Genomic DNA, 12,512 nt, shown 5'->3' with positions numbered 1-12,512 from the left:
AAACACCGCCACTAGATGTAGATCAAAGTTTGTATTTTCAAATCCCGGTTAAGATGAATTAACACAGGCACTTTAGTGTTTGTTTATGAGCAGAGCAATATGAACAAAATGCTATCCATTCTAAAAGTAGTCACTGTGTTCACCATTTTTTTTAGCCTCACCTTTTCTGCTGCGTCTGTGCTGGCAGACGATGAATGCAAGGACCCCATAGCCGACTGGCAGCCACGCGAAATGCTAAAACAAAAGCTGGAGCAGCAAGGCTGGCGGGTAAAACGTATTCGTATTGATGATGGCTGCTATGAAGTGCGCGCAATCGATGAACAAGGACGCCGGGTGAAAGCCACCTACGCGCCTGCATCATTTACGTTACTGGAACTTGAAGTGAAACACGACAAGCCTTCTGAACAGCAACACTAAGAAATTCGACATCAGTCTCAATAACCAATAGAGGCCAGGAGAAAGTGAAATGAAAAAATTATTCATCACCGCAGAGTTCATGCTGGGTCTGTGCCTGCCCAACGTTATTCAGGCAGCTGAAGTTACTATTACTACAACACTACATAGCTATCAGGGCGATGGTGCTTATCTGGCAATCTATCTTACCGATGCAAACGGCAAGTACAACAAAACGCTCTGGGTCGCGGGTGGTAAAGCTAAATATTACAAACACCTGCAAGATTGGGCACGCGGCAGTGGCTTAAAAAGTACCGAATATGATGGCAGCACCGGCGCCAGTGTCACCTCCGGCGAGCAATTGACGTTTAAGGTCAACATTGAGGATGCGTTGATCGATGCTGGGTATTTGATTAGGGTCGATAGTGCGGTAGAAGATCAACGCGATCAAAGGGTTGATGCCGAGCTGCCGCTGACACGTCGGGGTGCTGGTACCTCAGTCGCTGGTCGCGGTTATGTCAAAACCATCAGTTATACCCTGTAACATCACCGCTTTAGAGGGTATAGCCAGATGCTACGTCGCTTTCATTCACTCGCTGGTCTTACTGCAGCGCTGTTTTTGCTGATCACAGCCACCACAGGGGCACTGCTAGCGTTAGATCCGGCATTACAGCGCGCAAATGCTTTAGTGCCCGCCAGAGGGGCTGTGAGCGTGGCTGACGTGGCAGAGAAAGTGTTGCTTGCGTATCCAGGTACGGAGCAAATTGAACGGCTGCCTTCCGGGGCTGTGGTGGTTTACTTTACCCAAGATGGCCAAACTGCGGCGGATTTGATCAATCCGCTGACTGGCACTCGGCTGGCGACCTATCAACAGTCCGCAGTTTTTGCTTGGCTGAAAGATTTACACCGGGCTTTTTTGTGGGACGACAAAGGGCGGGCTGGCGCGGGCATTGTGGCGCTGCTGCTAAGCGTGCTATGTGTCTCTGGGGTATTTTTATTGGCGTCACGGGCGGGCGGTTGGCGCCAGCTATTTGCGCCGATGCGCAGTGCCAGCAATGGCGCAATCAGTCCAAGGCTACACGCCGAGTTAGCGCGTGCTGCGGCATTGGGGTTATTGCTATCGGCGCTGACCGGTAGCGTTATGTCAGCACTGCGTTTCGAGTTACTGCCTGAAGCCGCAGAGCTTGAGGCTGATTTCCCGCAAAAGGTGGCTGGCACAGCTGCGGCACCCGTTGGTACTCTGCCCGCATTACAGCAAACCGATTTGGTCGATTTACATCAACTGATTTTCCCGTCCCGCACCGATCCACAGGACTTGTATGCACTAAGCACCCATCAGGGCTCGGGGTATGTCGATCAAGCCACTGGGCAGTGGCTGTCCTATGCCGACTATGGCAATGCTGCACAGCTACAAACCTTCATTATGGAATTGCATACCGGTGAAACTTACTGGTGGCTGGGGTTGCTGTTTGGCCTTGCGGCGCTGACGGTGCCCGCTCTGGTTATCACCGGCTTTCAGATTTGGTGGCAACGACGTCGTGCCATGCCGCACCTGCAGGGGAACTCGGCAGTGGGGCAGGCAGATACGATTATGCTGGTTGGATCTGAGTCCAACAGTACCTGGGGTTTTGCCAACGCCTTATGCGAAGCATTAAAACACGCAGGTTGTCTGGTGCATCTGGCGCCGATGGATCAGCTGGCAAATCACTATGTCAAAGCCGAACGTTTGTTGATCCTCACCTCGACCTACGGTGATGGCGATGCACCGGCCTCGGCCAGTCAGTTTTTACAAAAGCTGCAAAAACTGCCGCCAACCCTAAGTTTACCCTTTGCCGTATTAGCGTTTGGCGATCGGCAATTTTGCAGTTTTTGTGCTTTTGCCGATCATGTGACTGAGGCGTTGCAACAACGGCAGTGGCCACAGCTGCTTGCCACCGACTATGTCGATCGACAGTCCGCCGCGACGTTTGAACATTGGGGCGTGGCACTTGGCAACGTGCTTGGCCGTCCTTTAATGCTGCACTATACGCCGGTGCTGCCAGCCTGCCATGGGTTGATGTTGGTCGAGCGGCAGAACTATGGTGAAGCAGTACAGGCGCCGACTTGTGTGTTGCGCTTTCAATCCGCCCCCCCGGGCAGCACACTACCGGTGTTTAGCGCGGGCGATTTGGTCGGCATTTTGCCACCAGGCAATGCGGCTCCTCGCTTTTACTCTTTAGCATCCGCCAGTACCGATGGCGTCCTCGAAATTTGTGTCAGGCAGCAGGACAATGGCTTGTGTTCAGGTTTTTTATACAACCTGAAATTTGGTGAAACTGCCGCGGGTTTTATTCAGAAAAATGCCCGCTTTAAACCTGCCGCCGGGAAGTCGCCCATTCTGCTGATCGGCGCAGGCACTGGCATTGCTCCGTTGGTGGGGTTTATTCGTGCCAACACCGCTCGCCGCCCTATCTACCTGTACTGGGGCGGACGTCTGGCAACTTCTGATTTCTTATACCAGAACGAACTTAACTCCTACTTGGCTGACCAGCGGTTATCACAACTCCATGTCGCATTCTCGCGAGGAGCAGAGCCTGCCTATGTTCAGGACAAACTGCTACAAGACGCAGATCAAATTCGGACTCTGATAAACGGCAATGCACAAATTATGCTTTGTGGCGGACGCCGAATGGCAACTGACGTCGCTACCAGCCTAAATACAATCTTGGCACCAATAGCATTAGATGTGGCGACTTTGAAAAAATCGGGACGATATTTGGAAGACACCTATTAAAACAAGCTAATCGCATGTTTATTAAAATTCATACTCCAGCGCAAAGCGCAAAGTACGATCAACAGTATCATTATCAATCGCCATAATCACCGCCAGCTCCCATTTTAATTGTTTCTGCTTATCAAACTTATGCACGCCCATTAAACTTGGTCCGGCGCCTTTGTAATTTTCTCCGACATATAATTCTATAGCGGGTTGCACTGCGGGTAACAAACGATAGCGGTATTGCGCCCTGAACTCCCCTTCCCATTCAGTTTCAATGGTTTTACCCCATTCGTACACTGCCAGTGCATTTAGCGTCAGACTGGTTGGGCCAAACTCTTTCTCCATTAACAGCCCGGTAGTAAATTCAAAGTTGTCCTGATTGTTCTGCCGCTCAAGTTCAAACAGCAGGCCCCAGTCAGCACTGTACTGGCCTTGCTCGGTCAGCATCCAGCGCAATTCGAGTTCGTAGCCAGACAACTTATAATCTTCAGGGCTTACTCTGTCTGCTATCAGATAAATTTCCAGTGCGGCGCGCTCAGCTACCGAAAAACCATAACCCAGCTTTTGCCCCATAGTGTTGTTGTCGGGGTGATCAGCCTGACGCTGATAAAAGTAGCGATATTCAACACTGCGCTCAAGCGCCTGTACATAAGGGTGATATACCTTATCTACTACCCGGCCATCGGCCAGACTATGCCCGCTTGTCATTAGCGCTAAAGAGCCAAGAACCCCATAAGCTAGTGAAGGAGAAAACCTCATTGCGCACTCCTTATGTTATTTTTCAGGTTGCGGCTACACCAGAGCAACAACCCCAGGCCGGCAATATATATAAGGCCTTGTGATAAAACCGGAGTGGCTTCATACCCCAGTAAAGCCTGCAAAAAGAAACCTAATTCAGACTGCTCCGGCAGCCATTGTTCGGTTTGCCATAGTCGCGGGCCTGAGGGCAGCCAGTCGGATTGAATGAGCAAAGCTGATGCCATCATTAACTGACGTACGCCCAGTAGCGACAGCAGCAACCGGTAACTGAGCATACGCCATTGTTTTAGCTCGGTTAGCAGGTAATACCACAGCACGGCAATACTGCTGCCAATGCCTACACCTAAGGCCATACCCAAAAGTAAAGCCGATGGGTCGGTATTGCCCTGAGTGGGCAACCAGATATACAGCAGTAAGTTGCTGCCATTGATACTGAGCAAACAGGCACAGGCAAAGGCCGACAACACCATTGCTGCATTACGCTTAGCTGCGGCCACACACAATAGCGCAAAGCAACCGGTGTATAGCAGGCTGTACAATAACTCCAGCCCGAAGCCATCAAGTTGCTCAGAGATCCAAAGCATATTGCTGCTAAAAAGTGTCAGCATCAGGATGGCTGGCAAAGAAAACAGCAGAATAAAACGCCGCCACTGGCTTCTGTGCCACACCAGCAAGGTAGCCAGCAGTAAAAATAATGGCAACAACTCGCGTAAAAACATCAGCACGGTATTAATTAGCATTGTCAGCCCTACGCTGTTGCCACTGCGCTTCGGGTAGCGCTATCAGCACCCCCTGGGCACTGTCGGGGTTATATTCACCAAAAAAATGGTAGCGGCCCGGTTGCAGTGGCCCTATAAACAAAGTGGCTTTGCCATTGCCTAAAATGACCTTTTCCCGGTTTAAGCTAAAGCTTTCAAATTCCTCTGGTGATGGGTCCTGGTTTAACACCTGCAGTTTTATTTTTTCACCGGCCGGCACATAAAGCACCGACGGGTGAAACAAGTGATCTTTAATCTGCAATTCAAATAGCGCGGGCTCTGCCAGCACAGGCAAAGCCAGACTCATTAATGCAAGATGTTGCCAGGGTATTCCCTTTGTCCTGTTTATTTTCACAAAGGCAGTTCCACTGTCACTTTTAAGCCGCTAACAGAATCTGCGGCGCCAAGGCGTACCTGACCCTGATGCAAATTAGCGATATCGCGCACTATAGCCAAACCTAAACCAGAACCCAAAGTACCCGATTGATGCCTGTCGCCACCTACCCGGTAGAAACGATCAAATACTCTGCTGTACTCTTCTGGCGGTATCCCCGGGCCGTTATCCTGCACCACCAGTACCGCTTTTCCGGCCTGTGTCATTAACTCCAGTTGAATAGCACCACCGGCCTGGGTGTATTTACTGGCGTTGCCTACCAGGTTACTGACTAGCAACCGTAACGCAAAAGCATCGCCTTTTAGCGATAAGTGCTCCAGCCCCAGAAGCTCAATCTGTTGCTGTTTTTTCTCAATCTGCGGGTACCAGTCGGCAACCACCTGACGGCATAAACCGGCTAAATCCAGTTGTTCTGTACGAGCCTGAAAATGCTCAGGGTTAGTGCGGTTTAACAGCATAATTTGTTCTATCAGGGCACTCATACGCTCAACACCGGCCTGTAACGCCAGCATAGAATCTTGCGAGTCAGCCATTCCCGATTGCTGCCATTGTTGTGAAGCATTATGTAAGTTCACCTGCAATACACTCAACGGTGTGCGCAGCTCATGCGCAACATCAGAGGCAAAGCGCTTTTCCCGTTCAAAAGCATCTGCTAAACGGGCAAATAACAGATTGGTGGTTTTCAGCATCTGATCTAATTCAGCAGGTACCTGCTCCAGCTCTACCGCTGTTAAATCATTGGCCTTTTTTGAAGCCAACTGAGCCGAAAAGCGTTTAATTGGAGACAATGCTTTGCTTACCACCAGCCAAATCAGTAATGCCTGTAGCGGTAAGCTAAGTACCACAGGGTAAATCGAGGCGGTAATCACTTCGTCGGCCAGTTGCTGGCGTTGCTGCAATGGCTGCGCCACTATCACAGTTAGTAGGGCTGTTGGCGTCTGGCGAAACACCCGCCATCTTTTGCCAGCAAAATTATGCTCGGTAAAGCCCTCAGTTTCTGCCATAGGTGTTTCAGGAGCTAAAGGGCTGCGATACACCAGTTGATTGTTTTGCCAAACCTGCAGTGCCAGCCCCAGCTCTTGCTGCGAGCCAGCCTGATACTGCTGTGCCAGACTGGACGCCAGCACTTGTAAATCCTGGTCAAACAATGCTTCTGCCCTGCTGGCACTTTGCCTGTAGCTTTGTAAAGCGGCTAAAAAACTGATTAAAGTAAAAAGCGCAATAAGGACAGTAACTAAATAGCGGCGAAGTGATCTCATAGCACGGTCATACCATGCTCACGCTGTAGCCCACACCGCGTAACGTTTTAATAAAATCTTTCGGCAGCTTTTTGCGTAAATTGGAAATATGCACTTCCAGAGCATTACTGGCAACTTCTTCACCCCAGGCATACAGGCTGGCTTCCAGTTGTTCGCGGGTTTTTATCCGCCCGGCGGATTCCATGAGTTCTTTGAGCAGCATAAATTCGCGACGCGACAAACCAACAACTTCACCTTCTACCTGCACTTTATGCGCGCTGGTATCGAGTTCTACCTGCTGCAGTTTAATTAAATGCGTGGCCGCAGTGCCAAGACGGCGCTCTATTACCCGTAAACGGGCAAAAAGCTCCGGCATTGCAAAAGGTTTTACCAGATAATCATCAGCACCTAAATCCAGGCCCCGAATACGATCATCTATGCCATCACGGGCGGTGAGCACTAAAACCGGCAGATTCCCTTCTCTTTGCCGGCTTTGTTTGAGTAAATCCAAGCCATCCATATCCGGCAGGCCAAGATCGAGGATCAGCGCGTCGCAATCTTTGGCTTTAATACTGCTTAACGCATGTTTGCCTGTACTGACATGATTAACCACAAACCCCTGGGCGGATAATGCCAGCAGCAAGCCTTTGGCTAAATCTAGATCATCTTCTACCAGTAACAGTCTCATTGCCTCTCCAGCATTAGTGCCTGACGCTGCCGTTTAACGTTTTAGTTTTTTAACCACTTTTACTTCCAGCGCAGTAAGCTCCTGCAACCGGCCTTTATCGGCAGTTTCACGCTCTGGGCGCGGCTTCGCCTGTTTGGCTTTGTCAATGTAGCCCATGGCTGCTTTATAGTCGCGCTTTTGCGTTAAAAATTCTGCATAAAAATAATTAGGATCAATACCTTGTGGGTTAATAGTTAAAGCCTTTTCTAACATCAGTTTTGCGGTTTTATCACTGCCAAAACCAATGGGCCAACCGGGCACCTTGTAATACAACACACCTAAACTGGTATAAGCCGAACCTTGCAGCGCCTGGCTATCAAGTTGCAATGCCGCTTCAAGATCAGTTTTTGAGCCTTCAGCCAGCGATATAGCGCCCAAACCACCTTTAGCACCGGCATAACTGGATTTAATAATGCCACGCCAAATTAGTGCTTCGGCTTTGTCAGGGTTAGCCGCTACCACTGCGTCGGCTTGTTCCAGCAGGGCCGCAAACGAGGCTTCTTTTTGCTCATCACTTATGCTGTAATTCACTTCCGCCCAACGATCTTGCAGGGGTTTAATATCCTGGAGTACATCGGCAAAAACCGATGCCGCCATCAATGTTGAAGTCAATAATAATGCTGGCACAAAAGCCACCAGACGTAATGTTTTGCTTAATGTGTTCATATCTACCTCGTTAGTGGTTTTTGCCCACTGCAAATAATTCAATGAGTGTTAATTTACTTTTTAACGCCATATCGACCAGCGCCGGGAACACCGCGTTCAGGCGAACAAAAAAACGCTCGGGCCAGCCAAGGAAACGGCGCAGTTCATTAGACTTCAGCTGTTTAATTAACTGCTCTGCCACCCAGGCCGGGCTATCCATGCTATTGCCCAGTTGTTGATTCAGTTGCACCACATCGCTGGAATTAATGCCGGTTTCTGTGGCTCTTGGTGCAAAGTACTTCACCTGAATATCGCTGCCCGCCAGCTCACGTTGCAAGGCTTCAGTAAAACCACGTAAGCCAAATTTAGTGGCGCAATAGCCGGTAAAGCCGGGGTGACCGATGCTGCCAAAGGCTGAGCCCACATTAACTATCTGGCCCTTACGCTGGCGTAACACCGGTAAAAACAGCTGACACAGCTGCATGGGTACCAGTAAATTAATACTGATCAGATCATTGAACTGTTGTTGCTGGCATAAACCAAATTGGCTGATACCAGCATTGTTGATCAGCACATCTATGCCGCCCTGCTGCTGGCAAAACTGCAGCAAAGCGTGTTGCTCTGTCACACGGGTTAAGTCGCAGCAGTACACCAGGGGTTCAACCGCCAACTGGCGTTGTAGCGTTTTGAGTTTTACGGCAGAGCGCCCGGTCAGAATAAGCCGTGTGCCCTCGCCGCTTAACTGTCTGGCCACTTCAGCGCCTATTCCACCGGTTGCCCCGGTTAGCAGAATCGTTTTACCCGCTAGAAAGCTCATGCCACACACTCCTCTGCCTGCGTTTTTTCGCTCAGGCCATGAGGTTGCTCCAAGCTACGAAATACATCACCGTATAAGTGGAAAAAGCGTTTGGCGCTGTGAATAATCAGTGCCTGCTCAGCCGGTTCGGTGATTTTATTCATCAGGCTTTCAAAGAACTTGATATGGTCCTGATCTAAAGCTCCGTGCGAGTTTAAATAGGTAAAGGCTTTACGTGGCAACTGCAAAGTACCGGCAATTTTACTGGCTGCCTGCTCCGCTAAAGCAATAGAGGTACCCTCAAGCACCAGCACCATGCCAAAAAAACACAATGGATTAACCCGACGCACCGAGTCATAAGCGTAAGATACCATCAGCTCAGTAGCAAAGGCTGGCGTGCTGCTGCGGGCCTGCTCTTTGTCATAACCACAGGCGGCTATGTCATTTAGCACCCACTCCTGATGGCCCAGCTCTTCTTCGATGTATTCTGCCACCGCTTCGCGTAACCATTCTTTCGACTCTGGCAGCAGAGCTCCCACCGACATTAACAGAGGTACTGTGTGTTTAACATGGTGATAAGCCTGAGTTAAGAAAGCCACATAATGATCCAGCGTGAAATCACCGGCAAAAGTGCGGCGGATCATCGGAGCGTCCAGCAAATAAGCCCGCTCTGCTTGCGTTGCGTTAACCAACGTTTGATAAAAACTCATAGGACTCTCCAATTGCTGTAGTAGGTACAAATAAATCATGAATTTGACGTTGGTATTTTTTAACCACGTCAGCACGGCGCGGCCGGCCATTGGCTGTTAGGGTGCCATCTGCCACAGATAAAGGCTGGGTTAGCAGGTGATAAGCTTTTATTTGCGCATAATCTGGTAGTTGCTGGTTCACCTGCTGCAGATAGGCAGGCAACAACGCTGCCGACTTGGGATCAGCAAGGTATAAAAGTGCCGCACAGTAAGGCTTGGCATCGCCAACCAACACCGCCTGGCGAATTAAACCGCTTTGTGTAAGCAAGGCTTCAGGCCATTCCGGTGAAATATTTCGGCCCAGGCTGGAAATAAGTAAGTTTTTACGCCGCCCCAGAATGCGTAACTGCCCTTTTGCATCCAGCTCGCCTAAATCACCGGTAAAAACCTTGTTGCCAGCTGAGGCCGCATCGCCCAAATAGCCCAAAAATGGCTGATTTACGACAATTTCGCCGCCAATAATCTCGATATCACGATGCGCTAACGGCAACCCAACTAATTCCAGTTCCAAGGCTGTGCTTTGCCTGGCATCAAAACTTGATAATGCCACCACAGATGCACATTCACTTAAGCCATACCCCTGGAACACTGGTAATCCAAGCCGTGACGCCTGCAGCAATAACGCAACAGAAACATGAGCACCTCCTACAGCGATAAATTGCAGTGACGACGGAGCTTGCCAGTCCTGAGTTCTCGCCATCACCAGCAGTTGCAGTAATTCCGGTACTAAAATCAGACTTTTGGGTGCTACGCTGGTTATAAGCTGAAGTAAAGCCTGTGGGCTGACAAGCTGGCTACCGCTAAAACCGCGCATTATATCCGGTGCTATCAGCACCTCGCCACCCGCTAACAATGGCGCATAAATACCCGCGATGTTTTCCAATAGCGTACTTAAAGGCAATAAACACAGGTGTTTAGGTGAATATTGTTTAATACGTTGAATAAGGCTGTGCGCCACATCAAGCTGGCTTTTTGCCGATAAACACACACCTTTTGGCTGTCCGGTTGAACCTGAAGTAAAGGTGATTTTTTGACAACCCGGTTTAATAGCTGCACCAGAGCCGGCTAATTCACGGCGATACATGAATAAATCACCGACTTGTTCCAACAGGGTAAATTCGGCTGTCAGTTGCTCGGTATCTGAAATATAAATATCTGGCTGCAACTGCGATATCACGTGCGTCAGTTGGCTACCAGTCAAATAAGTTGGCAGTGGCACCAATAATAAATCTGCATCCAGACAGGCTAAATCTAGCAGCGCCCACTGCGCTGAGCTATTGGCAGCCAACGCAATACGCCGCGCACCATAGCCTGATAATAGTTCCTGCCAGAAGCGCATCTGTTTTTTGATCTGGGCTTGCGGGTAACTTATCCCCGTTGCCAGATCGCGCAGCATAGCCGTCACGGGTAATTCAATACGCATTAGCAGTCTCCCGCCGGCAAACGGGCAACTAACTGATGTAACTGCGGCCAGTGCTGATGCGCTAAAGCAGTGAGCTTCTCTTCGCGATGAATAAGCCGGGTCACGGCGGCTAAATCCATCACGCACACTTTTGGATTGGTGTCGTAGTAGGTTCCCCAACTCGCCGCCTGTTCACCTAAAGCATCCGCTTTTGCCTCAGCCAATTCGGTCAGCTCAATGCCATGGCGGCTTAAAATATCGCGTACCTGTGTCGTGGCGGCACATAATAAATAGCGGTAATTTAACTGGTCCAGCGCATAAGCCATCAGTACGAAGAGTTGTAATAAGCTTTGCCGGTTTGACGCATACAAATGGCCAATTTCTATCAGCTGGCGACGCTCAGCAGACAAACCGTGATTGGCAAGTAATTGCTCTACGGCATCAGGCAAGTATTGCTCAATAAACAACGGCGTTTTAGCAGCACTGCGCAACCCCAATACGGCCTGCCACTGCCCATTGCGGCTTACACCTAATAAATTAGGCATAAAATGCTGCACTTTAGCCTGATAGTTAGTAGCAAAACCTTGTTGAATAAATTGCTGCAATGAACTGCGTTGTGGCTGATCAGGTAACACTAACTGTAAGCAACTTTCGCTGGGCTCAGGTTCGACGTTGTTGACACTTGTACTACCGCTGAGTTTGGCGCTGTGCATAAGACTAGTCATAACGGGCTCCTGTTTTACCGTTACAACCAGTCTGGAGGAGAATACTTAAAGTAGTCTTAAGACAATCTCAGGCAGGAGATTTATTTTATAACGTTGATGCAGCACAGCCATAAAGCGATTGTTCAACCGCTACGATACAGCCCTCAAGGCGTTGATAATAGTCGGGGGCATCTATTACGCAAAATTTATCTACATCAAAACCATAGCTCTTATACAACGCCATCAGTTGCTCAAAACTTACTTCACGGGTAGCCTGATCGCCCAGCTCACGCATACCATCTGCAACCCAGGGCACAGTGGGTTTAAGCGCGATCACCAGGTCGTACTTGGCAGGGTCAATAAAACTCTCTACCCGGCTTGCCACCTGGCCTAAAAATACCTGGCTGAAAAATGCTGTAACCACGGCATCGGTATCAAAAAAACATACCTTATTCGCGCTACGCAAGGCGGTTAAATCCTGCTCATACTGCAAATGGGTTATACGGTTAAAATCTTCCAGATCAAATAAATCGCCATTGCCGCCGACAATATCGTGCTGATAGTCACGGCCCAGCTCTTCCGACCAGGAGGTACAATACACTTTGGCAAGTTTGCGCGTTAGTGTGGTTTTACCACAAGACTCCGGCCCGGTGATCAGCACCTTACGGGCGAAAAACGGCCTGGCAGAGCCGGCGATATAGTCCCAGTGCAAATACGGGTGATTACGAATTTCTGTACCGCTAATGGGCCACTGAGTGCGCTGTGGGTCCAGGACTTTATACTCAATGCCGGGAAAATATCGATTGTGGCCGTCGCGGTAACTTTCTTCACCGCCATAAATCACGCTAAAAGGCTCAGGCACGGTGTGTTTAAGCTGCGTGGCGTAAGCGCCCCAGCCTTGTGGAAAAGGTGCCATAGCATCTTCATTCTGCAGCAGTATTTCAATACCCAGCCCCTGTAATTCCTGCGATAACCAGCGCTGGCGCAGTACGCCGCTGATATAAGCAATACCGGCGCTTTTGCACAGTTGCCCATCTTCCTGCGTACGCTCACTGATCACTACATACAGCTTGTCACACAAAGCATGGGCGCGCAGTATAGCGGTAATATGACCGCGGTGCGGTGGTAAAAACTTGCCGGGGAAAACACCCACTTTCATCGGTTTAATCCAAGTGTAATCTTAAAACTG

The 12,512-nt window shown here is 49.7% G+C and carries 14 protein-coding genes; 3 read left to right on the top strand and 11 right to left on the bottom strand.

Going from position 1 to position 12,512, the window contains the following annotated elements:
* Positions 1-99: 99 nt before the first annotated feature.
* The 3 genes from AR688_RS07505 to AR688_RS07495 are packed head-to-tail and all read left to right on the top strand — an operon-like array spanning position 100 to position 3,166.
* Positions 100-417: a PepSY domain-containing protein gene (locus AR688_RS07505; protein ID WP_197412161.1), complete on the top strand. Its 318-nt coding sequence runs from the start codon at positions 100-102 to the stop codon at positions 415-417.
* Positions 418-466: 49 nt separating this feature from the next.
* Positions 467-937, top strand: coding sequence for a DUF2271 domain-containing protein (locus AR688_RS07500; protein WP_068231497.1), 471 nt, complete (start codon positions 467-469; stop codon positions 935-937).
* Positions 938-964: 27 nt separating this feature from the next.
* Positions 965-3,166 (top strand): PepSY domain-containing protein, encoded by a 2,202-nt coding sequence (locus tag AR688_RS07495; RefSeq protein ID WP_068231494.1) that lies wholly within the window; start codon positions 965-967, stop codon positions 3,164-3,166.
* Between the two features lie 21 nt (positions 3,167-3,187).
* Here the strand turns inward: AR688_RS07495 and AR688_RS07490 are convergent, their stop codons facing one another.
* The 11 genes from AR688_RS07490 to nadR all read right to left on the bottom strand — a co-directional run bounded on the left by AR688_RS07490 (position 3,188) and on the right by nadR (position 12,482).
* On the bottom strand, positions 3,188-3,910 hold the full coding sequence (locus tag AR688_RS07490) for a hypothetical protein (protein WP_197412160.1): 723 nt from the start codon (positions 3,908-3,910) through the stop codon (positions 3,188-3,190).
* The gene (locus tag AR688_RS07485; protein ID WP_068231485.1) at positions 3,907-4,650 is read right to left on the bottom strand and encodes a hypothetical protein; all 744 of its coding nucleotides are present in this window, start codon (positions 4,648-4,650) and stop codon (positions 3,907-3,909) included. The genes AR688_RS07490 and AR688_RS07485 overlap by 4 nt, the downstream gene beginning before the upstream one ends.
* Entirely contained in the window at positions 4,640-4,975 is a 336-nt protein-coding gene (locus AR688_RS07480) for a cupredoxin domain-containing protein (protein ID WP_068231482.1), read from the bottom strand. Before AR688_RS07480 ends, AR688_RS07485 begins: the two co-directional genes overlap by 11 nt.
* A gap of 44 nt (positions 4,976-5,019) precedes the next feature.
* Positions 5,020-6,321 (bottom strand): ATP-binding protein, encoded by a 1,302-nt coding sequence (locus tag AR688_RS07475; protein ID WP_068231480.1) that lies wholly within the window; start codon positions 6,319-6,321, stop codon positions 5,020-5,022.
* 7 nt (positions 6,322-6,328) lie between these two features.
* Positions 6,329-6,988 (bottom strand): response regulator, encoded by a 660-nt coding sequence (locus AR688_RS07470; RefSeq protein WP_068231477.1) that lies wholly within the window; start codon positions 6,986-6,988, stop codon positions 6,329-6,331.
* 33 nt (positions 6,989-7,021) lie between these two features.
* Positions 7,022-7,693 (bottom strand): tetratricopeptide repeat protein, encoded by a 672-nt coding sequence (locus AR688_RS07465; RefSeq protein WP_068232073.1) that lies wholly within the window; start codon positions 7,691-7,693, stop codon positions 7,022-7,024.
* Between the two features lie 10 nt (positions 7,694-7,703).
* Positions 7,704-8,489 (bottom strand): SDR family oxidoreductase, encoded by a 786-nt coding sequence (locus AR688_RS07460; RefSeq protein ID WP_068231474.1) that lies wholly within the window; start codon positions 8,487-8,489, stop codon positions 7,704-7,706.
* Complete coding sequence (locus tag AR688_RS07455) at positions 8,486-9,178, bottom strand: TenA family transcriptional regulator (protein WP_068231471.1); 693 nt, start codon at positions 9,176-9,178, stop codon at positions 8,486-8,488. The genes AR688_RS07460 and AR688_RS07455 overlap by 4 nt, the downstream gene beginning before the upstream one ends.
* Entirely contained in the window at positions 9,153-10,640 is a 1,488-nt protein-coding gene (locus AR688_RS07450) for an AMP-binding protein (protein WP_068231464.1), read from the bottom strand. Before AR688_RS07450 ends, AR688_RS07455 begins: the two co-directional genes overlap by 26 nt.
* Positions 10,640-11,344, bottom strand: coding sequence for a thermostable hemolysin (locus tag AR688_RS07445; RefSeq protein WP_082694708.1), 705 nt, complete (start codon positions 11,342-11,344; stop codon positions 10,640-10,642). The genes AR688_RS07450 and AR688_RS07445 overlap by 1 nt, the downstream gene beginning before the upstream one ends.
* Before the next feature lie 85 nt (positions 11,345-11,429).
* On the bottom strand, positions 11,430-12,482 hold the full coding sequence (nadR, locus tag AR688_RS07440; protein WP_068231459.1) for a multifunctional transcriptional regulator/nicotinamide-nucleotide adenylyltransferase/ribosylnicotinamide kinase NadR: 1,053 nt from the start codon (positions 12,480-12,482) through the stop codon (positions 11,430-11,432).
* Between the last annotated feature and the right edge of the window lie 30 nt (positions 12,483-12,512).

The organism is Rheinheimera sp. EpRS3 (assembly GCF_001513785.1).
GTDB lineage: Bacteria > Pseudomonadota > Gammaproteobacteria > Enterobacterales > Alteromonadaceae > Alishewanella.
This window is presented reverse-complemented; position numbering and strand designations above follow the sequence as displayed.

Excerpts from the sequence above, each read along its gene's own strand:
- AR688_RS07505 (WP_197412161.1), top strand. The coding sequence starts at position 100 with ATGAACAAAATGCTATCCATTCTAAAAGTAGTCACTGTGTTCACCATT.
- AR688_RS07500 (WP_068231497.1), top strand. The coding sequence starts at position 467 with ATGAAAAAATTATTCATCACCGCAGAGTTCATGCTGGGTCTGTGCCTG.
- AR688_RS07495 (WP_068231494.1), top strand. The coding sequence starts at position 965 with ATGCTACGTCGCTTTCATTCACTCGCTGGTCTTACTGCAGCGCTGTTT.
- AR688_RS07490 (WP_197412160.1), bottom strand. The coding sequence starts at position 3,910 with ATGAGGTTTTCTCCTTCACTAGCTTATGGGGTTCTTGGCTCTTTAGCG.
- AR688_RS07485 (WP_068231485.1), bottom strand. The coding sequence starts at position 4,650 with ATGCTAATTAATACCGTGCTGATGTTTTTACGCGAGTTGTTGCCATTA.
- AR688_RS07480 (WP_068231482.1), bottom strand. The coding sequence starts at position 4,975 with ATGAGTCTGGCTTTGCCTGTGCTGGCAGAGCCCGCGCTATTTGAATTG.
- AR688_RS07475 (WP_068231480.1), bottom strand. The coding sequence starts at position 6,321 with ATGAGATCACTTCGCCGCTATTTAGTTACTGTCCTTATTGCGCTTTTT.
- AR688_RS07470 (WP_068231477.1), bottom strand. The coding sequence starts at position 6,988 with ATGAGACTGTTACTGGTAGAAGATGATCTAGATTTAGCCAAAGGCTTG.
- AR688_RS07465 (WP_068232073.1), bottom strand. The coding sequence starts at position 7,693 with ATGAACACATTAAGCAAAACATTACGTCTGGTGGCTTTTGTGCCAGCA.
- AR688_RS07460 (WP_068231474.1), bottom strand. The coding sequence starts at position 8,489 with ATGAGCTTTCTAGCGGGTAAAACGATTCTGCTAACCGGGGCAACCGGT.
- AR688_RS07455 (WP_068231471.1), bottom strand. The coding sequence starts at position 9,178 with ATGAGTTTTTATCAAACGTTGGTTAACGCAACGCAAGCAGAGCGGGCT.
- AR688_RS07450 (WP_068231464.1), bottom strand. The coding sequence starts at position 10,640 with ATGCGTATTGAATTACCCGTGACGGCTATGCTGCGCGATCTGGCAACG.
- AR688_RS07445 (WP_082694708.1), bottom strand. The coding sequence starts at position 11,344 with ATGACTAGTCTTATGCACAGCGCCAAACTCAGCGGTAGTACAAGTGTC.
- nadR (WP_068231459.1), bottom strand. The coding sequence starts at position 12,482 with ATGAAAGTGGGTGTTTTCCCCGGCAAGTTTTTACCACCGCACCGCGGT.